The 23626-nt window shown below is 69.1% G+C and carries 23 protein-coding genes and 2 pseudogenes; 17 read left to right on the plus strand and 8 right to left on the minus strand.

Features of this window, described 5'->3' with window-relative positions:
• Window positions 1–100 precede the first annotated feature (100 nt).
• Window positions 101–853 (plus strand): siderophore-interacting protein, encoded by a 753-nt coding sequence (locus ACZ466_RS37630; protein ID WP_378281692.1) that lies wholly within the window; start codon window positions 101–103, stop codon window positions 851–853.
• 74 nt (window positions 854–927) lie between these two features.
• Window positions 928–2043 (plus strand): FAD-dependent monooxygenase, encoded by a 1116-nt coding sequence (locus ACZ466_RS37635; protein WP_378281693.1) that lies wholly within the window; start codon window positions 928–930, stop codon window positions 2041–2043.
• 163 nt (window positions 2044–2206) lie between these two features.
• Here ACZ466_RS37635 and ACZ466_RS37640 read toward each other — a convergent pair whose 3' ends face one another.
• Window positions 2207–3031 (minus strand): SDR family oxidoreductase, encoded by an 825-nt coding sequence (locus ACZ466_RS37640; RefSeq protein WP_378281694.1) that lies wholly within the window; start codon window positions 3029–3031, stop codon window positions 2207–2209.
• Window positions 3032–3351: 320 nt separating this feature from the next.
• Between ACZ466_RS37640 and ACZ466_RS37645 the strand changes: the two genes are divergently transcribed.
• The 5 genes from ACZ466_RS37645 to ACZ466_RS37665 all read left to right on the plus strand — a co-directional run bounded on the left by ACZ466_RS37645 (window position 3352) and on the right by ACZ466_RS37665 (window position 8877).
• Window positions 3352–3846, plus strand: a complete 495-nt coding sequence (locus ACZ466_RS37645; RefSeq protein ID WP_378281695.1) for a hypothetical protein — start codon at window positions 3352–3354, stop codon at window positions 3844–3846.
• A gap of 225 nt (window positions 3847–4071) precedes the next feature.
• The gene (locus tag ACZ466_RS37650; protein WP_378281696.1) at window positions 4072–5259 is read left to right on the plus strand and encodes a hypothetical protein; all 1188 of its coding nucleotides are present in this window, start codon (window positions 4072–4074) and stop codon (window positions 5257–5259) included.
• Between the two features lie 579 nt (window positions 5260–5838).
• The gene (locus tag ACZ466_RS37655) at window positions 5839–6177 is read left to right on the plus strand and encodes a hypothetical protein (RefSeq protein WP_378281697.1); all 339 of its coding nucleotides are present in this window, start codon (window positions 5839–5841) and stop codon (window positions 6175–6177) included.
• 1015 nt (window positions 6178–7192) lie between these two features.
• A complete protein-coding gene (locus ACZ466_RS37660) occupies window positions 7193–7759 on the plus strand; it encodes a hypothetical protein (RefSeq protein ID WP_378281698.1) in 567 nt (188 codons plus the stop codon).
• A gap of 893 nt (window positions 7760–8652) precedes the next feature.
• Window positions 8653–8877, plus strand: coding sequence for a hypothetical protein (locus tag ACZ466_RS37665; protein ID WP_464041837.1), 225 nt, complete (start codon window positions 8653–8655; stop codon window positions 8875–8877).
• Here the strand turns inward: ACZ466_RS37665 and ACZ466_RS37670 are convergent.
• Window positions 8852–9115, minus strand: a complete 264-nt coding sequence (locus ACZ466_RS37670; protein ID WP_378281863.1) for a TetR family transcriptional regulator — start codon at window positions 9113–9115, stop codon at window positions 8852–8854. The genes ACZ466_RS37665 and ACZ466_RS37670 overlap by 26 nt on opposite strands.
• A gap of 11 nt (window positions 9116–9126) precedes the next feature.
• Here ACZ466_RS37670 and ACZ466_RS37675 point away from each other — a divergent pair, with 11 nt between their 5' ends.
• The 7 genes from ACZ466_RS37675 to ACZ466_RS37705 all read left to right on the plus strand — a co-directional run bounded on the left by ACZ466_RS37675 (window position 9127) and on the right by ACZ466_RS37705 (window position 18616).
• A complete protein-coding gene (locus ACZ466_RS37675) occupies window positions 9127–9729 on the plus strand; it encodes an SDR family oxidoreductase (protein WP_378281699.1) in 603 nt (200 codons plus the stop codon).
• Window positions 9730–11168: 1439 nt separating this feature from the next.
• Window positions 11169–12332: a TolB family protein gene (locus ACZ466_RS37680; RefSeq protein WP_378281700.1), complete on the plus strand. Its 1164-nt coding sequence runs from the start codon at window positions 11169–11171 to the stop codon at window positions 12330–12332.
• Window positions 12329–13240: a hypothetical protein gene (locus ACZ466_RS37685; RefSeq protein WP_378281701.1), complete on the plus strand. Its 912-nt coding sequence runs from the start codon at window positions 12329–12331 to the stop codon at window positions 13238–13240. Before ACZ466_RS37680 ends, ACZ466_RS37685 begins: the two co-directional genes overlap by 4 nt.
• Window positions 13241–13729: 489 nt before the next feature.
• Window positions 13730–14836, plus strand: a complete 1107-nt coding sequence (locus tag ACZ466_RS37690; RefSeq protein WP_378281702.1) for a TolB-like translocation protein — start codon at window positions 13730–13732, stop codon at window positions 14834–14836.
• Window positions 14837–15125: 289 nt separating this feature from the next.
• A complete protein-coding gene (locus ACZ466_RS37695) occupies window positions 15126–17111 on the plus strand; it encodes a PKD domain-containing protein (protein ID WP_378281703.1) in 1986 nt (661 codons plus the stop codon).
• 479 nt (window positions 17112–17590) lie between these two features.
• Window positions 17591–18235 carry a TetR/AcrR family transcriptional regulator gene (locus ACZ466_RS37700; protein ID WP_378281704.1) on the plus strand — a complete coding sequence of 215 codons (645 nt, stop codon included), beginning with the start codon at window positions 17591–17593 and terminating at the stop codon, window positions 18233–18235.
• 3 nt (window positions 18236–18238) lie between these two features.
• Window positions 18239–18616, plus strand: a complete 378-nt coding sequence (locus ACZ466_RS37705) for a hypothetical protein (protein ID WP_378281705.1) — start codon at window positions 18239–18241, stop codon at window positions 18614–18616.
• A gap of 62 nt (window positions 18617–18678) precedes the next feature.
• Here ACZ466_RS37705 and ACZ466_RS37710 read toward each other — a convergent pair.
• The 3 genes and pseudogenes from ACZ466_RS37710 to ACZ466_RS37720 all read right to left on the minus strand — a co-directional run.
• Window positions 18679–18801, minus strand: a pseudogene (locus ACZ466_RS37710) (DUF397 domain-containing protein); the annotation flags it as partial.
• Between the two features lie 48 nt (window positions 18802–18849).
• Window positions 18850–19107 carry a hypothetical protein gene (locus ACZ466_RS37715; RefSeq protein ID WP_378281706.1) on the minus strand — a complete coding sequence of 86 codons (258 nt, stop codon included), beginning with the start codon at window positions 19105–19107 and terminating at the stop codon, window positions 18850–18852.
• A 112-nt stretch (window positions 19108–19219) separates the two neighbouring features.
• Entirely contained in the window at window positions 19220–20479 is a 1260-nt protein-coding gene (locus ACZ466_RS37720; RefSeq protein WP_378281707.1) for a hypothetical protein, read from the minus strand.
• A gap of 167 nt (window positions 20480–20646) precedes the next feature.
• Between ACZ466_RS37720 and ACZ466_RS37725 the strand changes: the two are divergent.
• Window positions 20647–21017: pseudogene (locus ACZ466_RS37725) on the plus strand (IS5/IS1182 family transposase); the annotation flags it as partial.
• Here ACZ466_RS37725 and ACZ466_RS37730 read toward each other — a convergent pair.
• From ACZ466_RS37730 to ACZ466_RS37740, 3 genes are read right to left on the minus strand one after another with little or no spacing between them, the layout of a single operon-like run.
• Window positions 21017–21211 (minus strand): DUF397 domain-containing protein, encoded by a 195-nt coding sequence (locus tag ACZ466_RS37730; protein ID WP_378281708.1) that lies wholly within the window; start codon window positions 21209–21211, stop codon window positions 21017–21019. The pseudogene ACZ466_RS37725 and the gene ACZ466_RS37730 overlap by 1 nt on opposite strands.
• A 20-nt stretch (window positions 21212–21231) precedes the next feature.
• Window positions 21232–21426 (minus strand): DUF397 domain-containing protein, encoded by a 195-nt coding sequence (locus ACZ466_RS37735; RefSeq protein WP_378281709.1) that lies wholly within the window; start codon window positions 21424–21426, stop codon window positions 21232–21234.
• Window positions 21423–22277 carry a helix-turn-helix domain-containing protein gene (locus ACZ466_RS37740; protein WP_378281710.1) on the minus strand — a complete coding sequence of 285 codons (855 nt, stop codon included), beginning with the start codon at window positions 22275–22277 and terminating at the stop codon, window positions 21423–21425. Before ACZ466_RS37740 ends, ACZ466_RS37735 begins: the two co-directional genes overlap by 4 nt.
• 155 nt (window positions 22278–22432) lie before the next feature.
• Between ACZ466_RS37740 and ACZ466_RS37745 the strand changes: the two genes are divergently transcribed.
• Complete coding sequence (locus ACZ466_RS37745; RefSeq protein WP_378281711.1) at window positions 22433–22684, plus strand: hypothetical protein; 252 nt, start codon at window positions 22433–22435, stop codon at window positions 22682–22684.
• The gene (locus tag ACZ466_RS37750) at window positions 22681–23580 is read left to right on the plus strand and encodes a GNAT family N-acetyltransferase (protein ID WP_378281712.1); all 900 of its coding nucleotides are present in this window, start codon (window positions 22681–22683) and stop codon (window positions 23578–23580) included. The genes ACZ466_RS37745 and ACZ466_RS37750 overlap by 4 nt, the downstream gene beginning before the upstream one ends.
• Window positions 23581–23626 lie beyond the last annotated feature (46 nt).

The following is a 23626-nucleotide window of genomic DNA, read 5'->3' on the forward strand; positions in this document are numbered from 1 at the left end:
AGCTGTTCGTGACATGGATTCTGCTCGTCGTCCTGGTGATCGCGGTGTGGTGGGGCATGTCCCGCCGAGCCCGCCGGCGCGACGCACGGAGGGCCTGAGAATGAGAAACCGCATCCGCAAGCCGCTGCGCGGCGCGTTCGCCAAGTACCGCCTGGAGACCACGGTCACCGACACCGGGATGGTCACGCCGACGATGCGGCGGATCCGCCTGGTCGCCGACGAGCCGATCGGCTTCCCCTACGTTCCCGGGCAGCACGTGCGGGTCGAGATCAACGACCCCCTGTCGGTGCCGGGGCTGCTGCGTCCGGGCGAGACGCTGCGCACTTACACCATCTGGGACTTCGATCCGGGCGAGCGCGCGGTCGAACTGCGCGCGCACCTGTACGACGGGGACGGCATCGGGCTGAGGTGGGCGCGCGCGGCCGCCGTGGGGGACCGGGTGCCGGTCTGGTGGCCGCAGGGCGACTTTCACACCCGTCCGGCGCCGTTCCACCTGTTCGCCGGCGAGGAGACCGCGAGCGCGGCGTTCGGTCCGATGCTGCGGGCGCTGGAGCCGGCGGCCCGCGTGTACGGGGTGCTGGAGAGCGAGTCGCCCGAGCACGACCTGCCGATGCCCGGCCCGCACCGGCTGCGCCGCGTGCACCGCCATGGCGCGCCGGCGGTCGCGTCGGCGACGCTGCTGGCGGCGGTGGCCGATCTGGACGTGCCGACCGGCGACGGCGCGGCCTACCTGGCCGGGGAGGCGCGCACCTGCCAGCAGATCCGCGACCACCTGGTCCGCGAGCGCGGCTGGGACCGCCGCTCGATCAAGGTCAAGCCGTTCTGGGCCGTCGGCAAGCGCGGCCTGCACTGACCCGCGAAGAGCGCCGCGCGACGGCCGGCACGGCGTTCCCCGGCGAACGACACTTCCCGACCGAAAGGAAACAGATGCAAGCGCTCATCATCGGAGGCGGAATCGGCGGACTCGCCGCCGCGATCGCCCTGCACCGGTCTGGCTGGCGGGTACAGGTGCTGGAGCAGGCGGCCGAGTTCACCGAGATCGGTGCCGGCCTGTCGATCCAGCCCAACGCGCTGCGCGCACTGGACGCGCTCGAACTGGGCGACCAGGTCCGCGCCCAGGCCGTGACCGACGCCCCCGTCGGCACCCGGCGCGCCGACGGCACCTGGCTGATCCGCAACGACGTCGCCCGGCTCACCCGCCGCTACGGCACGTGGGCGACGCTGCACCGCGCCGACCTGCTCGCCCTGCTGCACCGGGCACTGCCGCCCCAGACGCTGCGACCCGGCGTCCAGGTCCGTCAGGTTCGCCCGGACGGCACCGTGGTGCACAGCGGCGGAACCAGCACCCCCGATGTGGTGGTGGGCGCCGACGGCCTGCACAGCATCACCCGGCGCTCGCTGTGGCCGGACGCTCCCGCACCCCGCTACGCCGGCTACACCACCTTCCGGATGATCACCGCCGCCTATCCCGTCGAGGGCAGCGTGGAGAGCTGGGGGCAGGGCGACCGGTTCGGCTACGCCCCGCTGGCAGACGGACGGATCTACTGCTACGCCATGGTCACCGCCCCGCCGAACAGCACCGGCGGCCTCGCCGACCTGCGGCGCCGGTTTGCCGGCCGGCACAACCCCATCCCCGCCCTGCTGGAGTCGGTGGAGCCCGACGCGGTGCTCCAGCACGACACCTACGAACTGCCCGATCTGAGCACCTACGCGACCGGCCGGGTCGCGCTGCTGGGCGACGCCGCCCACGCCATGACGCCCAACCTCGGCCAGGGCGCAGGCCAGGCGCTCGAAGACGCCGTGGTGCTCGCCCGATCGCTGGAGGCGGCCCGTACCGGCGACACCACGGTCGTCCAAGCCCTGCGCGCCTACGACCGCGCCCGCCGCCCCCGCACCCAGATGATCGCCCGCCGCTCCCGGCAACTCGGTGCGATGGCCGACCCGGCCCGTCTCCCGCTGGCCGCCCGCGACGCGGCCCTGCGGATGGCGCCCGCCTCGGTCTTCGTCCGTTCCATGCACCCGGTCCTGGGCTGGACCGGATGACATCCGCCGACCTTCAACGGCCTCATGGTCACCCCACACCCGCCCGCCCGCACTCCCAACACCTAACGGAGACACCAGGACGATCCTGGTCACCGGCGCGACCGGCGAAGTCGGCCGCAACCTCGTCACCGCACTGCTCGCGGCAGGCCGCTCGATCTGATGTTCATCGGCCGCGGGGGCGCCAGCGGCCGAAGCCGCCCTCGGAGTCGATGACCTGGCCGGTGATCCAGCGCGCCTCGTCGGTCACCAGCCAGGTGATCAGGCGCGCCGGGTCGTCCGGCTCGCCGTAGCGGCCGAACGGGAACATCGGCGCGACCGTTTCCCACATCTCCTCGGTCAGGTACCCGGTGTCCACCGGTCCCGGGTTGACCGTGTTGAGCCTGATCCCCTGGTCGGAAAGCTGGTCGGCCAGGGTCACGGTGATGCCTTCGAGCGCGGCTTTGGCGGCGCCGTAGGCGACCTCGCCGGGGAGCGGGCCGAGGCGCTGGCCGGAGGTCATGAACACCACGGAGCCGCCCGGGCGCCCGTCGTGCCGGTCGGCGAAGGCTTGGGCGAGCAGGATGCACGATCGGGCGTCCACGGCCCAGTGCCGGTCCAGTTCGGTTTCGGTCAGTGCGCCGAGCGGGCCGTCCTGGCCGGTGAGCGCGTGGTTGCAGACCAGCACGTCCAGGTGCCCGAACTCCGCCACGGCGGCGTCGATCACCCGCTCTGGCGCGCCCGGTTCGGCGAGGTCGGCGTGCAGGTCCGCCAGCCGGGCGCCGTCGACGAGGTGAGAGCGCACGTCCGCCAGCACCGCGCCGAGATCATCGGCCCCCCATTCCTGGTCGCGGTCGTGCGGCTGGAAGTGGTGCAGGAAGAGGTCCGCCCCGTACGCCGCCAGCCGGCGGGCGATGGCGTACCCGATGCCGCCGCGGCGGCTCGCCCCCGTGACCAGCGCGGTCCGGCCGGTCAGTGGACGAGGGCTCCTGGCCAGGTCGTCGATGCCCATCCGGCCACCCTCACACGCCCCGCCCGCGATGATCAAACTCCCGAGGTCCGTGACGAACCCACATCATCGGTGCTCTGAGAGACGGGCCCGCCTGGCCGTAATCGGCCGGGCGGCCCCGGCTCGACCTTCAGCCGTCCAGCGACACGACACCGTCGCTGAATCTCCTGGACATCACCCCCCCCACGACCGTCGCTCAGACCAACGCACCGGCATTGCTGCTCTCACGGCCACAGCCGCATCTCCGGCGATCACCGTCCCCGATGTCACCGGGGTGCGGTTGCATGGGGGCCGTCCACTGAAGATCGAAAAGGGAGGGACCGATGACGGAGCCCCCGCCCGGGACCCGGCCGCGTCTGTGGGAACGCCCCGCCCTCACCTGGCGGCTGGTCACCCTCGTCGTTTCGGTGTTCCCGCAGGTGCTTTTCAACCCGGTGCCACGCCTGCTCCCTCGGCCCGCACGACAGGACGACGCCGTCCTCGGGACGGGCATCGCGCACACCGACACCGCGGTGATCGTCGCGGGCTACGGACCGACCCCGCTGCCGGCGGCATGGTTCGAGTACCTGACCAGTTCGGGCCTGGTCCCACTGGCCCTGGCGGTGGCTTTGATGCTCCCCGGCGTGCCCGGCCGCCGCGCCGCTTTCGCGGCCATGTGGGCGCTGACCGCGGGAGGACTGCTCGCCGCGTATGTCGCGACGTCGCAGGGGACCGGCTACGTGTCGGTGTTCTGCCCGTTCTACCTGCTGGCCGCCGTCGTCCTCGCCGCCGCCGGAATGCGAGCCGCCCTCAACCTGCCTAGGCCGACCACCGAGTGACCTCTGGCCCAGGCCCCGTGGTCACCAGGTCACCTCGGGGATATCCGCGTCCGCTGGGAAGGGCTGTTGCAAGCTGAGACGGCCACGATGGATTCCGGTGGGATCCAACACACACGGGTGGACGATCATGGCGCGGTCGGCGGCCCCAGATCGCTCTACCAGGAACTGGCCGCGCGGCGCGGGCGTCGGTATCTGCGGACCATTCATGCTCGATGAGGAGCCGCCGTGCAGCCGGACCATCCGGACGAACTGTGGAACGAGGCCGCGGGGCATGCGCTGCTGGGCGCCGCTCTCCCGAGTGAGCCGATCATCACGTTCGAGGAGGACGGGGGCGGCCTGCGCCGCGTGGAGTTCGGCAGCGGGACCTGGGGCATCGCGTGGGTCGACGGCGGCCGGGCCGTCACCTACGGCTTCGACCTCGACTACAGCACCGCCCGCCGCCGACTCCCGCCCGTGGACCTGCTCGCGGGGGCGCCGGGCTGGTTTCCCTGGGACTATGTCCACGCCGCCCAGAAGGAGATCCAGCTGGTCTCGTGGGTTCACTGGTGGGACGGGGAGACCTGGGCGCGGGCCGAGTACCCCGGCGACATGGACGGCGTCCCCGACTCCGGCGGCGAGGAGTCCTTCGAAGGCTACGCCGATGGCTCGGAGGACCCGGACGCGGCGCGCGATGCCTACGACGACCTGATGGCGGCAGTGGCGGCCCGCGCCGTGGACACGGCGGTGATCGAGGCCCTGTACGCGCCGCTGGAAGAGGCCCTGCAGCCGCCCGACCTCACGGCGCCGGTCGCGGAGGTCCTGGATCTGGCGCGGCGGCTCGGCGTGACGCCTGGGGCCTCGCGGCCGGAGCTCGCCGCCGGGACCGGCGAGCCCGCCGTGCGGCGCGTGCACATCATGGACTTGGAACAGGTGGAAGGGGCGATCGCGAAGGCGATGCGCAACTCGTTCGAGCTGGACCGTCCAGCGCCCTCCGCCGACCCCGACGAGGTCGCCGCGTGGGTGCGCGCGAACCTGGGCGAGACCTCCATCGAGGTCGCCTACACGGGCACCGACCGACCCGGTCACAACTACAAGCTCGGCATCGGATGGGGAAAGATGGCCGATGCCGAGCTGTCCGCGCTGCTGGACGCGTGGCGGGAGCGGGAGGCCGACCCAGAGCGTGGCCGGTGGACGCACGCCCGTGTCGCGGTCACCGCCGACGGGTTCACCGCCGACCGCGCCTACGACCATCTGCCCGTCTGGTGGGACGGGTTCAGGGTCCACCTGACCGGGCTGCGTGCGGAGATGGCGTCCCGTGCGTCGCGGTGGCGCCCGTCCTGGACCGGGCTGCTGGACCAGGACCTCGCCCACGAGGGGGTCCCGCTGGAACTGACGTGGCGGCCTGGTGAACGCTTCCAGTCACTGGCCGGCTGACATCCTCAACCTGGATGAGCTCCGCGCCGCGTTCGGCGGCCCTGTGGGCTCTGGCCGCAGGACGGCGGGGTCGCTCAGGGATGGGTAAAGGAACGAGAGGCTGAGGAGGGCGGCTATGACGAGTTTCCCCAAGTGGAGCGACGTGCGTGCCGAGGTCGTGGCCGGAGCCGGGGGTGAGGAGGGTGTCGCCCGGGCCCGTCAGCGGAATCAGGCATATATCGATGAGCATCGGCTCGCTGAGCGGCGCAAGAGTCTCGGGCTGTCGCGGGATCGGATGGGCGTGACCAAGAGCCGGGTCTCCCAGATCGAACGCTTGCTACGTGGAGGCCCTGGGCGGACAGATCCAGATCTCGGCCGTGTTCGGTGACGATCTCTATACATCGTGCGGGGCACTGACACCGACGCCGCGTAGCCGAGCCAGTATGCCGCGACGTCGCTGGGGGACAGCCACGCGTCAAGGCGCTTGGTCCGTCATGCTGCCGAGACCAGTGAACAAAACCGTATCCTCACGGCATGTAGTCGAGCTACTACTCTTCGCTTAGGTTGGTGGTGCAGCCCGTCTGTTCGAAGAGAGTTCCCATGATCAAGCTTCTCGCTCCGGTCCTCTTGGCGGCCGCCCTGGTCGGCGTTCCCGCCACCGCTGCTCACGCCCTGGCGGGCGACAGCGTCGACCTGTTCGGCGGCCAGTCCCACACCCTGCCGGTAAAGAACGTGAAACCCGGTACGGGCGGGGGATGCACGCCCCTGGCGCAGCCGTTCCACGCCGGCTCTGCGTGGAACCACTCCGCCGTCTACACCGCCCACCTGTACTCCGGCGTCAGCTGTGACGGGGTCGTCCATGCCGTAGTGGGCCCCGGCGTCGACACGAACTTCACCCCCGAATTCGAGGTCGGATCGATCCTGTTCGGGACGGCGTGAGCGGGCGGCGGCCCTGACGGACGACAGCGACCGGGTCCGAGGGCGTGCTCACCGACGAACTCACCGCCCGCTGACTCCTGCCCGTGCCCCGGGTCGGTCGAGGCCGCCGACCGTGTTCGCCACCGCCACCTTCCGGCACAGCCGACCTCATCAACACGGTGGTCAACGCCCACAACTCGGCCGACCAAGCACGCCGTGCGCGGATCCGAGCCCGCGCGGTGGCACGTCGTCGCCGTCGCGGCACGCACCGGGCGCCGGATCGTACTCGAGGGGCTGAGTGGGATAGGCGAACGGGTTCCGGTTCCTCGCGACCAGCGAGCGCGCTTGTCTTTCTGGCCGTTCCGCCGGCTCGCTGTGTTCATCACCTACAAAGCCCGCAGCCAATGTGTGCCGCCGCTCGTGCTGGTACATCGCTCAGCGCTGCCCGCGCACGCCCGAACCCGCCCCGTCATAGCCGGGGCGGGTGGATGCGACCCGTGACCGTCCCGCCGTAAGGGGCAGTCGGGAGCGTGAACCACGTCCTGGCCGAGTCAACAAGCCCCGCGCTTCAGGGCCGAGTACTCGGCGGGAGTCCTGGTTGCACTTCTTGACGCCTTCGCCGGAGCCGTTGCCGTCCACGCTGTTGCCGGACCGGCCATCGGCGGTGCGCCACTTCACCTGGACGCCCCAGCCGCCACCGACAGTGAGTTCTTGTACCGCTTCGAGTCGGCGCTGGCCGGACCGGCCGCGGGCCCGACAGCGTCGACGGCCATCACAGGCGCCTCGGTGCAGCGGGCGAGCTTGCCGGACAGATTCCAGGTTCGTTGTTCAACCTCCGCTGCGGTGTGCTCGGGCTGCGTGATCGTGACAGGATGGCGAGATACAGCACATACTCGATGACCTGGGCAGCTTGACTCCACGAGCGCGGCAGTTCTTGAGCTCCTGGGCTCTCCGCGAGCCGTTCGACGCCTCGGTTGATGACGAGGTTCTCCGGTCCCAACTGCGAGAGCGCCACGGGATCGCAGACGATCGGGCGTTGCGGTTGTTGCGCGAGACACAGCAGCGTTACGGCGGGCTGGCCTTCTACAACCCTGCCGTGCATTTCGGCGAACGAATGAGTTTCGAGCCTCGGCCTGACTTCGGCGGGGCCGATGACGAGCCGTGGATCGACCTGATCGAGCACACGACTTCGATCCCCTGGTCAATCCTGCTCAGAATCGATGGGTCCGTCGCCTATACGGTGAGCGGCCCAGGATGGACACCGGATGGTGTGGTCAAGGTATTCGGCCACCCCGATGTCCTCATTGAGGACGCCGCACTACACGAAGAGTCCGCCAGTCGAGCCTGGAAGCGCTCCGAGCCGCTCAGCCTGCCGGATGCCGAGCACATCCGGAAGCGCGCCACAGGGCTCCGGCTCTTGGCGGAGGGGTCGGGGCTGACGCAGTGGTGGTGGGAGGGTGAGGGGTATCGAGCCTTCTTGTCCACCACGGTGGGCCGTCTGTTCCCCGCCTCTGGCAGGTCCACCTGCACCATCGAAGTGTGGGCCGACACCGGGCGCGGAGCCCAAGCCGCCGAGGCCCAACTGCTGGACCGTCTCGCATAGACGACCTCCAGACAACGTAGCGGCCTTCGCACGATCATGGGTGCTGCTGAAGCACCGGATGCGCTGTTCGAGCTGGCCGACGCGCTGTTGTGCTCCGACGGGCCGGTGAGATCCTTGGTAGATCCTGCGTTGGCTCCCTGGTCACGGAGCTTTGTACGACGGATCGAACAGTGGGCGTCCGGATGTTGCGCTGTTCCGGCAGTCGTCGTCCACGCTGCCGTTGCCGCAGACCGCCGACGGACGGATCGGGCTGGAGGCGGATGTGTCGCCATGGCTACGGTCGGACGCGCAGACCTCCGCAGAGCGGCGGTCCTGACGGACGACGGCGACCGCCGGGGCGTGCGACCCCGTTCCCGGTGACCGGGCCCGAGGGTGTGCTCACCGACGACCTCACCGCATGCGAACTCCTGCCCCCTCGGGCCCACTGGGTCGGTCGAGGCCGCCGACGCGTTCGCCTCTCCGCCACCTTCTGGCACAGCCGACCTCATCAACACGATGGTCAACGCCCACAGCTCAGCCGACCAGCACGCACTGCGCGGACCCGAGCCCGCCCGGTGGCAGGACGTCGCGCAAGGGGCATGACCCGTGCGAAGGCACCGGACTTGCCGCTTACGGCACATCCGTGAACGGCACCCGGTCATCTCTTGCCGGCCTGCCGGCCGCTGGTGTCGCCGATCTCTCCGTCCTCTTCTCGGGGAAGTCCTTGCTGCACTTCTTGATGCCCTTGCCGTCCACGCAGTTGCCGGACCGGCCATCGGCGGTGCGCCACTTCACCCGGACACCCTGCTGTTGCGGGGGCGGACGTTCGTGAGGCCAGCGATGAGGGATTGACGCGTCGGGCGCGTTGATCGCGAGCATCAGGCGGCCAACCCTCGCAGCGCGAGTTCGACCTGATGCTCAATCGTGCCCGGCGCCGGTTCGGAGATGAGCTGCACGATCCGGATGAGGCCGAGCAACTGGTATGCGGTGACGTCCGGAGCGAGGGTGCGGTCGGTGGCGGATCGCTCGATGGCTCCGCGGCCGACGGTTCTCAGATGGGCAAGGCATCGCTCAAGATCCGCGTCGCAGGGGATCCGCCCGCGAGTAGGTCGATCATGGCCTTGTTGGCGGTGAGTTGAGCCGGCGTCCTGGTGAAGAACTCTCGCAGTCCGCGATCGCTGACGCCCGATCGGGGAGGTGCGTGACGGCGAGGTCGGACCCGGTGATGGCCTGCGCGAGGTCTTCCCTGGTGGGGAAGTGCCGGTAGAGCGTGCCGATGCCGACTCCGGCCGCTGCCGCGACCGCACGCATGTCGACGGAAAGGCCGTGGTGTCGGAACGCGTCTTCGGCGGCCCGGAACCTGTGTTCCGGAATGATGGGAGTGCGTCGTGGGGGCGATCGTGGTCACGGGAGGCACGGACGGGATGGGCGCCGCCCTGGCGCGCCACTACCTCGCAGCAGGAGACCGAGTGGTGGTGATCGGACGTAGCCGCGCCAAGTTCGAGGCGCTGGTTGCGGCCGCGGCGAGCCAGTCCCCTTCGGCGCCGTCCAGGGCCGAGTTCATCGCGGCCGTCCTCTCCCTCATTGAGGACGGTCGCTGCGTGGTCAACCCGCTGGAGGAGAGCCACGAACGTATCGACGCGCTGGTACTCGCGGCGTCGTTCATCCGGCATCGCCTACACGGCACCCCCGAGGGGCACGAGGCGTCCTGGTCGCTGTTCTTCCTCAGCAAGTACCTGTGTGTCACGCGGCTCGCCGACCTTCTGCGGGAGACGGTCGACGGGTTCCCCTTCAAACGATCGAACGCTCAGCAGCGTCGAGCAAACGAACTGCCCGGAATCCTCGCCACCGACCAGAACTCGGATCTCGGTTACGTCATCTGGGGACCCGCCCGGCTGGTTCGCTCCAGCTTCGCCGGTGAAGTGGGGACGGGCGTGAAGATCGCCGCCCGCCGTTCTGGGGCCGTTGCTGGGCCAACGTCCCCACAGTAGCCCGGCCTTACCCGCCGGTTCGTCCAGCAACGACGTGCACGGCCTGCCGTACCGGTGTCTGCCAGCGCACATGGCAGCACGCACCTGTGTGAATGCGCCTACCGCTGAGCGAGAATCAAACTCTTGACACGCGAAATCCGTAATGCGATTCTACATTCACTCTGGTGTCGCAGATCACAGGGATGGGTGATGCGATCCGACCGACAAGGCATGAACGCCGGACCGGCCGGCTGCGCGCGGGGCGCCTTGGTGCTGCCGCGGTTCGCCTGCCTGGTGTCGAGCATCCGGGACGAGCGGACGAGCCTGTCCCGGGAATCACGAGGCGGCCGCCCCGCCTGGAGCAGTACACGACTTCGGTGACATCACCACGTACTCGAGGCCGCTTCTGATTGGGACGTCCGGCGTAGTGGCCACCGGTCACACCGTGCAGGCAACGACGAACGAGGCTGATGCAAGGTGTTCAAGAGACCGATACATCGTCACGAGTGGAGGCTGGTTTCCGGAGTGGGCGCCGCCGTGGTGGTCGCTTCCGCGGTGCCGCAGGCGGCCGCGGGGCAAGCGGCTGGAGAATCACTCTCGCAGGCCCGGGTCCAGGTCGATTTCCGGGCCCGGTAAGGCCGGTTGCTGCGCACCGAGCGGTTCAAAACCTTGCGAACCCAACGGTCTCATGCGGGTCTGAGCAACGCCGAGGCGAACACATGTGTTGCCCGCGTCCCTGATCAAGCAGAGGCGGTAACCCGCCGAGAAAAAGCGGATCCTCAAGATGGTCATCAAAGGGCTGAAGGAGCGCTACCCGAAAATCGAGTACATCGAAGCCAACCAGGCTAAGGCCAGTTGCAACAGGTCGACGAGAGAATCGTCGACCTCGGCAAGCGCTCCACCGAGAGCGTCGACCTCGATCCCAACGCGGTGATCATCGGAGGCCGCCGCGGATGCACGGTCACTGATTCATGTGTGGGTCCGTTCCTCCCCGCGGCGGCGCCGACATGGGGACGGAACGGGCACGGCGCCTGCTTGTCTGATTAGTTGAGAAGCAAGGGGCCGGTGGCAGAATTGGCCGTCTGGCCCGTCGCTGAACTCGTCGCGACCGACTTCTTCACCGCTGCCCTGCCCGGCGTGCACACTGCAATGTCGTCCTGTCTGTCGAGCTGTTCAACGAGCGGCTCCCGATTGCCGAGTCGCCGACCGGTGATTGCTCGACGAGCCGTCCAAATACGTCGATATCTGGGCTGTCTCCCGCGAAATCGGCTAGAAGGACCAGCACCCTATGCGGGCCCCAGAGATCGTCCTTGACTTCCACGCCAATACGTGTGAGGTTGCTCATACCTAAACCTGAGAGTGTCGTTTTAAAAATTTGGATCTAGGTTTCTTTCTGGCCTGGTGGTCCGGTTCGGAGCGCCCGGCCGTTCACCTCTGGCTCCTTTCCGAAAGTGAGGCGAATGGTGATCGGAGTTACCCGACGGATCGGCCGCGGCCTGCTCGTGGTCGCACTGGCCGTGGCCGGTACGACCGCAGCCGGTGAGACACCGCCCGAGTCGCCATTGGACGATCTGCCCGAGCACATCGTCCAGTTGCCCCTGCCAGAGGGGATGAACGCGTCGAGGCCCCAGTGGGCACCCGACGGGCGCAGCCTGTATGTGATCGACGAGCGCGGCGAGGTCTGGGACTACCGGGTCGACCTCGGCCACGGGCGTGCGGACGGTCGGCGGCCCCGGGCCCGGGTGCTGACCGGGAGCTTCGCGCCGCCGGTGCTGAGAGCCACGCCGCTGACGAACGGTGACCTGGTGTTGTGCGCCCCGGGCGAAGCGACCGGCGGACGATTCGACGGCCGGATCTGGCTCATGCGGCAGCCGCTCGGTCACAGTGCCCCGGTGCCCCTGGGCGAACGGTGCTGGGAGGGTATCGCCGTGTCGGGGGCGCGTGGCTCGACCACCATCGCCTGGGCCCGCTCGGACTACGACTTCGACGACCCGGACAGGGACATCTTGAACGCACCCTCGCAACTGTTCACCGGTCGCATCCGTTACGACCGCCGGGGCACCCCCTCCCTGGTCGACCGGACGCTGCTCCTCGACCGCAACGACGTCGCGCGACCGATCGCCTTGCTGGAGCCCCAGGACTTCCGCACCGTGCGCGGGCACCGTGGTGTCGATCGCGAGCTGCTCTTCACGACCTACGGCCACCAGGGCTCCGAGGTCACGAGCGTGGACCGGGTGACGGGCGAGATCGTCAACCACTCCCGGTCACCGTGGTACGAGGAGGCGGAGGGCATCGATCCGGCCGGCCGCTGGATCGCCGTGGAGCGGGACCCCAGAAGCGAGGTCGGCCCGCTCGCCATCGACATCTGGCGGGTGGCCTTGGACGGTGAGGCTCGCTGGCAGCGGCTCACGCACTTCACCGACTTCAAGGGCTACGGCGCCAACCAGCCGGTCATATCGCCCGATCGCCGAAGGATCGCCTTCACGTTGAAAGACGCGAACGACGCACACGGCGACGGCTCGGCGCTGCTGCTGTTCGACCTTGAGGCGTGGCAGGCCGGCGGGCCGGACGCCTGGAGGGTCGAGCCCGACCGGCTGCCGCCCTACTCCCGGCCCCGGTCATGAAGCGTCCGATCCGGCGCCTGGGCATCGTGGCGCTCGCCGGCCTCCTGTGCCTCGCGATCTCTGGGGCAGACGCGTCAAGCGCCAGGGGCGACGCGGATGACGCGGCCCCGAAGCAGTCCAAGAACGGGGCGGGCTGCCGCACCGCCGAGCCGGTCGGGCGGTTCCACCCGGCCGAGGACCTCCTGATCGCGAACTTCGACAACAAGCCTGACACCGATGACCTGCTGGCGGCGGCCGGGTTGACGACCATGCTGCGCGACGAGCGCCTGGCATGTGTGCGTTACGTCGCCGCGACCGGCACCTACGGCAACAACCCGGGCAGCTTCATCGACGCGACCTCGCTGTTCAATCTCGCGTTCGGCAGGGCATGGGCGGATGCGCACGCCGACCGGCCTGCCGCGGTGGCGTTCCTGGCCAAGCACGCCCTGAAGACACTGCGCCGCGGGGGCGACGTGTGGATCATGGAAGCGGGCCAGTCGGACGTGACCGCGGCAGTGGCCCGGCGCATCGCCGAGAAGGCGCCGGCCGTCGATATGAGGTCACGGGTGCATCTCGTCCAGCACAGCGAGGTCAACGAGTATCTGACGACACCCGCGGCACTCGCCTACGTGCGGGACCACCTCGACTACATCAAGATCGCCAACGGCAACGAGGTCGGCAACGGGACACCGGGCTTCAAGACCTTCGGCGGCACGGCGTGGCCCGCCCTCCTGGCCGACCCGGAAAGCGGGAAGGTATGGGCCAAGGCCAGGCGCTTGGCGTTGGAGTTCAATCCGACCTCGGCCTACCCTAACGAGGCCATCGCCGCGGGCGGTCTGGACTTCTCCGACCTGGTCGAAGCGGCATACGTCTTCGGCTTCGAGGACTTGGTCGATGTCGAAGACTTCGCCTCGGAGTTCGCGCCATGACGGCATCCGAAGCGTCGGGGATGGGGCTCCGGTCCCGCCGGGACCGTCCTGGGGCGTCATGCCGCGGTGGGGTGGCCCCGGTCCATCTAGCAAGGGGAGATGGACTGGGCCAACGGGGATGTCCGATTGCATCGGCGGGTCGAAGAGGAAACCGACACCGTCCACGCCCGCGTATCGAGCCCAGAGCCGTGGCTCTCCAAGGTCGCGACCCCCTCCAGCCGCTGCTCGCCCGCGGCCCGGCGATCTTCCGGCCGAGGAGGGGCGGCGGTCTGCGAACCGATGATCCGTGGTGCACCGGCCCCGGATGGAGCACCACGCTCACATCCGAGGCCTGAATCGACGTCCCGTCTCGGTGTCACTGAGCGAACCCGGCCGCGGCCAAGCCCCGGGCATGACGGCACGAACGCGCGCGACGATCGCGGCGGCCAAGAGCGGATACCGATGCCCATCCAGTCCGACTTCATCGTCGCAGGCCAAGGGAGCAGATCAATGCGACCACGAACCCGACTGCTCACACTCATCACAGGTGCGTCGATCCTCGGCTCGCTGTCGCCCAACGCGGCGGCCGCCGAGCAGCGTCCTCGCATCGACTACTTCAGCGCTCCCTTCGACATACGCCGCGTCCTCGACTGGGGCGACCGGCCTGTGTGGTCGCGCGACGGCACCAAGATCGCCTTTACCGAATCCGACACCGAGCAGAGTCACGCGCACGAACTGGATCTCCGCACCCGCCAAGAGCGGTGCCTCACATGTCAGTGGGGCGACAAGGGGCTGGTCGAACGCATCTATTACCTGCCCGACGGAAGCTTCCTCATCACAGCGGGCCCGGACCAGGCGAGCACCGAACTGTACTGGATGCCACAGTCCCTTTCGCGGCCGCCGCAACCCCTGGGCGTGCAGGCCGTGGGAGAAGTCGCCATCACGCGGTCCACCGCGTCGCCGCGGGACGAACGCCGACCACGCCCAGCATCACCCCGAGGAGATGATGTACGGCACCCGGCGACCGCACCGGACGGCGGCTTCCGACTCGCTGCCTGGAGCGTCCGCGGAGGGTTGTGGACGGGCACCATTGCACATGACGGGTCGCATGCCGCGATAACCAGCCGGCGGGAAATCAAGATTCCGCTCGAGGGCCTGATCGAGCCCTACAACTTCCTCAGGAATGATCAGGCGCTCACCTTCTACCATATCGACGACATCGACGGCGTCCTCAACGGAGAGATGCACGAGGTGAACCTGCGTACCGGCGCGGTGACGAACCTGTCGCGGGACCCTGCCCATAACGAGGCACACTCATTCCCGAACGAGCGTTTCGGTCTTGAGGAGTCGAACCGGATCTCCGACCCCGACGGCCCTGACCGGGGTGTCAGCGGTCACGCGCGCTACGGGGACAAGCCCTTCGATCTTTTCGTCGTGGATTACGAACGCTCGCGAAACATCCGCAGGCTCACGTATGTGAGCGATATCGGTGGGGAGGCCAACCAGTCGGTTCCCGCGCCCGATGGGCGCCGTGTCGCGTTCGTGCTCGATCCCCGGGCCAGCGGACCCCTCGCTGGTAGTGGCGGACTCTACCTCGGTGAATTCCGTCGACCCTGATGCACGCTGCGACCACGAGCGTGTCCAAGCCTGTGACCACAGCGCGATCCGTGGCACCTTCCGCGCGCGCAGTGACGGCATCCCGCACATCGCGAGCATGAGGAATCACTCATCTATGAGCGGCCGCGGTTGCCTGTGGGGTCGGCCGCGTGCCGCTTTCCAGGCGCCGTCTTCACGGCGACCGAGCCGCCTCATCCCACCCCCGCAAAGGATGGTCATGTCAAGGAGAACCAGCAGTACGTGGACCAGGCGCATCGCCGCGGCACCCGCACCCGCCACGCTGGCCTCGATGACGGCGCTGGCCGCCGTCGTCATCCCGGCGAGCGTGGCGACGGCCGCAGAAGGGACGGCCTGGTGCAGGCCACTCACGGCCGGTGGCCCAGTGTTCATCACAGCCGCGTGCGTCGACCCGGTGTTGGACGAGCCCTACATCGACGCCGACCGGCCCGGGACTACGACCGACCCGGCGACCGGCGTCACGGTCCACTACCGCTACGTCCACGGCGGATTCAGCGGGACCAACGCGAGATTCTCGCTCTACTTCCCGGCACCGGGCCAGTATCGGGGGCGTTTCTTCGAGTCCACCTACCCGACGGTGACGCAGGAGGACGCGGCGTCGGAAACCGTCGCTTTCGCCATCTCCAACGGCGCATACGTAGTTTCGACCAACAACGGCGGAGGTGTCACGGCCGCCGCTGAAGTCGGGCCTTACCGGGTGAACGCGGCATCGGCGAAATACTCCCGGACCGTCGCGGCCAAGATCTACCGCTCCTCTGTGCGGCCGCGCGGCTACCTCTACGGTGCGAGTGGCGGCGCGTACCAGACGCTCGGTGGGCTGGAGAACAGCAGAGGCGTTTGGGACGGTGGTGTTCCCATGGTTCCGGGCGTCCCGAACGGCATCCCCAGTTCCATGACCGCTCAGTTGCTGGCCTCGCGGGTGCTGCGCGACAAGCTGCCGGAGGTCGCCGAGGCGGTGGCGCCCGGCGGCAGCGGCAATCCCTACGCGGGCCTGAACGCCGAACAGCGCACGATCCTGCGCGAGGTGACACGTCTGGGCTTCCCGCTGCGCGGGTGGTGGCAGTACGCGACGTTGGACGGGGGCGCCTTCCAAGCCGTCCAGCCGGGGGTCCGGGCCCTCGATCCGACCTATTCCGACGACTTCTGGTCCAAGGCGGGTTATGAGGGTGGCGAGCCGGCGGTGCGTGCGGCTCGGGTGCGCCACGACACGACGGCGACGGGTCTGGTCGGCTCGCCGAGGGGGCTCGTGCTGGCGGACGTGCCGGAGGGGGAGACTGCGGGCGCGGATCTGGTCATCGCCAGCGGACCGGCGGCGGGCAAGGTCGTGCCGATCGGAAGGGTGACCGGGCGCACCCTCACCTTCGGGGCCGGGGCCGACCCGTCGGTCACCGACCAGATCAAGCCCGGCACGTCGGTGCGGATCGACAACTCCTGGCTGATGGCGCTGCAGTACTACCAGCGCCATCAGGTCCCGGGCCCGGACCAGTACGGCTGGAACCAATACCGCACCGCGAACGGCCTTCCTGCCGGGCCACAGCGACCGACCCTCGTCGGGCCGATCCTGGCCGCCGGAGCGGGCGGCGCGGTCGCCACCGGCCGCTTCCACGGCAGAATGATCATGCTGGCGTCCACGATGGACGTCCAGGCATACCCTTGGTTCGCCGACTGGTACCACCGCAAGGTCCGCGACGCGGACCTCGGCGGCGGCTACCGGCTCTGGTACATGGACAACGCCGACCACGACCGCCGCGGCCCCGCCACCAGCCCCGAAACCGACGCCGCCGCCCACATCGTCGGATACGACGGCGCATTGCAGCAGGCACTGCTCTACCTGGACGCCTGGGTCACCCGCGGCATCCGGCCTCCCGCCACCACCGGCTACGGCATCGACCCCGATACCCAGGTTCGGCTCGCGCCAACGGCCGCGCAACGCCACGGCGTCCAGCCGGTCGCGACACTGAGGGCCGACCCAGGTCCGCACCACGCCGGCACACCCGTCACGTTCTCCCTCAGCGCCCAGGTCCCGCCCGGCGCAGGAAAGATCGTTCGAGTGGAGTGGGACTTCAAGGGCACCGGCACCTTCACGGCCTCTCCGTCCCCGAATGGATCCGTGATCCACCAGCGGGCGACTCACACCTTCGTCAAGCCCGGCACGTACGACACCGTCGCCCGCGTAACCGCGCAACAGAACGGCGACCCTGACACCCCATACGGCCTGGTCCAGAACCTCGCCGCTGTGCGGGTGATCGTCCGCTAAGACGTCGCTTGGGGACACTGACAGTGTGAACAGCCAAGGCTGAACACCGTCCACAGCCGGTACGGGCCCTCGCCGTGGGCGTCCGCCTCCGCCTGCTGCCAGGCGCGGTGCGCAGCGCCGCGATGGTGGTGCGCTCCAGCGAGATCATCCCGGTGCTTCGCGCGGTCTTGGGCGGGCACTGTCAGTCGCCCGTCGCGTCGCCGCAGCTGTCGGCAGACCACCGCACTGCCCTCGTCCAGATCGACATCACACCACCGCGGCCCTGCCGCCTCACCACGCCTCAGCCCACAAGGCGATCAGATGACAGGCCGCTCACAGACGGTGCGAAGCGATCGCGTCCGGAAACTGCGGCCTTCGCGTGATCATGGATGCTGCTGAAGCACCACGATCGACTGCCACCGAATTGACGACTCCGGACACTGACCACCGCAGGGTTCACTATAAGTCCGACCGGTCGGTCTTATAGTATCCTCGGCGGCATGGAAGACGAGGGACGGGGAGACGGCCGGCTGCTGCGGGGGCGGCGAACCCGGGAGGCGGTCTTGGACGCCGCCGTGGCGCTGGCTTCGGTGCACGGCATGGAGGGCCTGTCATTCGGACGCCTCGCCCAGCACCTCGGCGTGAGCAAGTCCGGGCTGTTCGCCCATTGGAAGGAGAAGGAACACCTGCAGCTCGACACGATCGACTGGGCGCGCCGCCAGTGGACCGACCGGGTCGTGGCACCGGCCCTGCGCACACCTCCCGGTCTGCGCAGGGTGTTCGCGCTCCATGAGGCGCGGCTGGCCTTCTACGCCGACGGCGCGCTGCCGGGAGGTTGCTTCTTCCTCGCCGCCCAGACCGAGTTCGACGACCGGCCCGGTGCCGTGCACACCAGGTTGGCCGAGTCGATCCACGACTGGCTGGCGTTCATCCGGTCGCTCCTCGACGAGGCCATCGCCCTCGGCGAGCTTCCCGGCCACCTCGATACCGGGCAGCTCGCCTATGAGATCGATGCGCTGGGCGAGTCCGCGGTGATCCACTCGCGGCTCGTCGGCCGCGAGATCACCTTCACTCGCGCCCGCCGTGCCGTCCTGGAGCGGCTGCGCGGCCACGCCACCGACCCCGACGCCCTTCCGGAGGACTGACTCGTGCTGAGAAGCGCCTGGACGCCTGGACCGGCCGACGCCCACGGCCACGTGCTCGTCAGCGTCACCGAGTTCACCGCCGACCACCTCTGGGACATGCCGAGGATCTACCGGGCGGGCACACGACTGACGCGCCTGTGGCCGACCCTGGAGGGCGCCGTCGGGCACTGGCTCTGGTTGGAACCCCTACGGCGCAGGTCCGGCTCGGTCTCCCTATGGGAAAGCGATCAGGCCATGCGGAACTTCGTCAAGCTGCCTGTTCACCTGCAGATCATGCGCGCGTTCCGGGACCGCGGATCGCTCCGGTCGACCACCTGGACCGCGGACGACCCGGAACTGTCCGACACATGGCGTCAGGCATCGGAGTTCCTCAGGCAGTAGCGACGGCCGATCACGATCGAACATCGGACGCCGAATTGACGGCTCAGGACACCGGGGGCAGGTCAGCCACCTTTGGTGGTGGGCGGGAGCGTGAGGACGGGTCTTTGGAGTCTCGTACTGCCACGGTGTCGTTCACCCTCGGCCACCTCGATGCACTCCGGTTCCTGGAGTTGGCTGTGGCTGCTCGTGCGCCAGTGAACGTAGGTCGGTCATGAGCCGAGGCTGAGCGCCGCTTAGAGGTCGCGCAGATTGGTGACGTGGGTGGTCCAGGCGCGGCGCGCCAGGTTACTGACGGTGATCTCGTCGGGCAGTGATCTCGTCGGGCAGTGGCCCAGGTCATCGAGCTTGTCGAGGGTGGAGCCCAGCAGCGGGGAATCGTTTCGATCGGCCGGGGCCGGCACCCCGCCCAGCGGGATGCCGTACCCCTCGACCAGCAGCGAGCGTTTCATGTCCTGTTTGGGCCGGTCCAGTTCGAGCGCGAAGGCGTCCACGTGGCAGCGTGACCTTCTCGGCACGGCCGTCGCGGACCGTCACTCGGGCCTCGACCAGCCCGGCGGGCATCCAGGCCGGCAGATCCAGGGCGATCTGCACGATGTCCAGCAGTTAGAGGAAGCGGGAACTGGGGACGGGGCCAGGGGAACGGACGCGGCTGCGGGGGCCGCTCAGCCAATGGTCGCGAATCAACGCGACGAGGTGGTGGAGCGCCTCATCGCGGTCAGGGGGCGTGGCGCCGTCGCCCTCGTCCAGAAGGGGCGCGGCTTGTACGATCTCGTCGGCCAATTCCTCGACGGGTCGTTCGTCGGGCGGGATCCGTTGCAGGGAGCCGTCCGTTCCCTGCCGGAGCCCTTCGCCCCATGGCTCCGTCACCGCCTGGTGCAGGAACCCGCTGACGTCCGCGCTGACCGGCGCCGGCGTGGTCCAGCAGGTGGCGTGCTCGAACAGGACCTGGCCCGGCGTACGTTCCCACAGCTCGCTCACGTCGGTCTCGTTGAGGTTGTAGGCCACGACGAGGGTGTCGGGACGTCCCGGGGCGAACGGCTCGGCGGGCAGGCCGAGGACCCGCGCGGCCGCCAGCCCGAGGATGTGGCTCGACCGGTCGGGGAGCAGGCCGATCACCTTCGGCTCCCGTCCGGCCGCGGCCAGGATCAGACGGAGCCGGTCCAGGCTGCGGCGGCAGCCGCCGTACCCGTCGCCCATGTACGCGTAGCGGCCCGTCATACCGGCGTCGAACCCGTACGGCGACAGCGTGGCCAGCACACCGCCACTGAGCACGAAATGCCAGCCCCGCAGGTCCTTGGCGTCGAGCGGGCTGACCGCGCGGATCGCATGGGCGCGGGCGAGCATCCGGGCGAGCCGGTCGCGCGCGGGCAGCCAGTGGTCGTCCTTCGGCACGGACAGCCGCTCGGCCTCCCCGGTGGCGCGGGCCAGGTCCCCGGCCATGAGCGCGTTGTACGCGACGAGGTAGCGGTCGGGCCAGGGGCGCAGGATGGCGGTGTGCTCGTCCAGCACGGTGACGGCCTCCGCGTGCCTGACCTCGTCCTCCAGAGCAGCCACCAGTTCGTTCAGCACCGCCGTAGACCGGGGCGCCATGGTGAGGGCCGAGCGCAGCGCCGGCACCGCGAGGAAGGAAACGCCCCGTTCCACGCACGCGTGACCGAAGGCGTACAGAGTCTGGGGGCGGGCCGGGTCGGCGGCGACGGCGGCGGCCGCCTCCCTGAGATCGTCGAAACCCGATCGGGCGGCCGCCCCTTCCAAGAGCCGCGCCACCTCGGCCTGCTCCATGCTCTCCGCGTTGAATCGAAGGTGCCCCAGCAGCCCGGGGATGTCGCCGGCGTCCAGAAGTGCCCATGCCTCGGTGATCATGATGCGGGACGGTACCGCCCCGGACCAATCAGGATCACCCGGTTTTACGCAGCTCTCGAAGGAACCCCCGCCGGCGCACCGGAATCGCTCGGCGAACGCCTCGCCATAACGTCGTCGGCTATTCATGCAGGTGGCCCCGTGGCGCTGATTAAGAGCTCGCGCAACCGTTGTGGGTCCAGTTCGAGGCGCTGCTGCCCAAGCGGCCGGGTGTACGACCCGGCGCATCCGCTGGGTTGTCACCGGCGGCGCATCAGCGACCGGCTCGTGTTCGGCAAGCTGCTCCAGGTCCTGTGGTTCGGCTTCGGCAACCACGATCCGCAATCGCCGCGACGAATGGATCGCCGCCGGGGTGTTCGCCCGGCTCAACCGGATCGCCCTGGCCGCCTACGACCGGATCGTCGGCCTGATCCTGGACGACCTCGCGGTCGACGGCTGCATCACCAAGGCGCCCGGTGGCGGTGAGCTGGACGAATTGGGTCCGCCGCCCGACGACATCACCGTCCATCTGGACGCCGGCTACGACTCCGGCAAGACCCGTTAGCTGTTCTTGATGTCGCGCAGGAGTGAGCGCCACGTGGCGGCGTGCAGGGGGAGGACGGGGCCGCCCAGGTCCTTGGAGTCGCGTACGGCCACGGCGTCGCTTAGTCCTGCAACCTCGACACATTCGCCAGCCTGGCTGTTGCTGTGGCGGCTCTTGCGCCAGCGGGTGGGGGAGGGGCGGGCCTCGTTCATAGGGCGAGGCTAGGTGCTGGTCAGGCGTTTTTGAGGTTGCGTAGGAGTGAGTGCCATGTGGTGGGTGGGAGGGTGAGGACGGGGCCGTGCGGATCCTTGGAGTCTCGTACTGCCACGGCTTCCGTCATCGCCGCCACTTCGACGCATTCTGACGCCTGGAGTTGGCTGTGGCTGCTCTTGCGCCAGGTCACCTGGGACAGGGGCGATGCGTTCATAGGTCCGAGACTAGGCGCTTGATCAGGGATTGGGAATCCGGCTCGGTAAGGGCTGAGGTGCGCAGCCGGTCGAATGCCGCGCTGTAGCGCTCAAGGTCTGCTTTGCCTTCCAGATGCAGCCTGCCGGTGAGGTGGGTGATGAGAACCGAGCTCAGGATGGGCGGTCGGCCGACGTCCAGCATCCAGAAGGTTGCGGTCACTCCCGGATCCTCTCGACAGGAGAAGGGGAGAACCTGCACGGTGATGTGCTGTCTTTGGGAGTCGTCGAGCAGCTTGAAAAGCTGCTCGCGCATCACCGTGCGGCCGCCTCGTGTGCGACGCAAAGCAGCTTCGTCGATGACCAGGCGCAGCCGAGGCGGAGCAGAACGATCCAGTATCTGCTGACGTCGCATCCGGAAGGCCAGGAAGCCATCCATCTTGCTGGTTTGTGCCTCCTCAAGATCCGATCGGACGATTGACCGGGCGTAGTCCTCGGTCTGGAGGAGACCGGGGATGAAGCCCATCTCGAAGGCGTCCAGGTGGGTCGCGTCGTTCTCAAGCGAGGTGTAATCCAGCGCATCGGCTGGGATGGTGTCTTTGAAGTCGTCCCACCAGCCTTGTTGGTGTTGTTGGGCGGCGAGGGTCATCAGGGCGTGGTGGGTGTCGGGGTCGACGTCGTAGACGTCCAGGATGTGTTTGAGGTCGCGCAGCCGGAGTAGTTGCGTTCCCTTCTCGATCAGGCTGAGGGACGAGCCCGATCGTTCGATGCGGCGGCCTGCGGCGTTGAGGGTGAGGCCCGCCTCCTCGCGGATCTGCCGCAGGGTGCGGCCGATCTTGCGGAGGCGGGCCGTCGAGGGGGGTGATTCCGCCATGTGATCAGAGTGTCACGGTGTGCAGTCATGGGCCACGAGGATCCAGGGACTCTGGAAATCCAGTGACTGGACGTCGCGGGCGAAGCCGAAAGTGTTGTCGCGTGTGCGGAGCGCGATGAATCTGGCCGGTGACATCAGGACCGAAAGGGGATGTGATGGCGCCGAGCGAGATGCGGTACGCGCTCCTGGCCGGGTTGGCGTGGCGGTTGTGGACGGGCTCACTGGGGTGCCGGCTGGAGTTCCCGCGGTGCGCGGAGCCCGTCCTGTACGTGCGGTGCGGGGACGGGCACTGGGAGCCGGTGGTCGCCGTGCAGTGCGGCCATGCGTGGCTGCTGCTCTGGCGGGGCGCTGAGGTCGACGCGGCCCGGCTGGACGAGGTCGCGCGCACGATCGCGGCGGCGGCGTGAACGGGGCGGGGGTCGGGGTCACGCTGCCGGGGCTTGAATGTGCCGCAGGCTTGGCGCGGGCGTACGTCCGGGATGTTCTGGGAGCAGGGCATCCCGCGTTGGACGACGTGCGGACGTGTGTGAACGAGGCGTTCGCGAACGCGGTCGAGCACACCGCGTCCGGGCGGGGCGGCCGGGTCGAGGTGAGCGTGGTGGACGAGGGCGTCCGCGTCCGCGCGGAGGTGGCGGACGACGGGGCAGGGGGAGCGCGGCCGCGGCTGTGCGACGACCTCTTGGCCGAGAACGGGCGCGGGATGCGGATCATCGATGCGCTGGCCTCGGAGTGGGGCGTGCGCGCCGACGGGGTTCGCAGCGTGGTGTGGATGCGGTTTGCCGGGACGGGGCGGACGTACGATCGCGGCATGGATCTGGAACCGCGCCCGGCACGGCCCGAGGACTGGCCGGTGCTGCCGGGGATCGAGCAGTCCGGCGACGCCCTGTTCACCCCCCTGGGGATCGTGTTCCCGCCCGGCCCGATGGTGGTCGAGATGATGATCGAGAAGCGGGCGGAGATCCTCGTGGCCGGGGATCCGCCGGTGGGGTTCGCGGCGGTCGAGGAGGTGGACGGCGCCGTCCACCTGGAGCAGATCAGCGTGCACACCGACCACGTGCGGAAGGGGATCGGCGGCAGGCTGCTCAAGGAGGTGCTCCGGCGCGCGGCGGAGGCGGGGTCGCCCGGGGTCTCGCTGCTGACGTTCCGGGACGTGCCGTGGAACGGCCCCTGGTACGCCGCGCACGGTTTCGAGGAGCTCCCGCGCGAGCGTTGGGGGCTTGGCCTGCGCGCTCACTGGGACGCCGAGGTCGGGGCGGGTCTGCACGAGTTGGGTCCGCGGGTCGTGATGTGGGCGGAGCTCTGACCTACCGGGGGTGTCGGGCTTTGCCCGCTTCGTCCGGTTGATTAAG

The organism is Actinomadura rugatobispora, assembly GCF_055379765.1.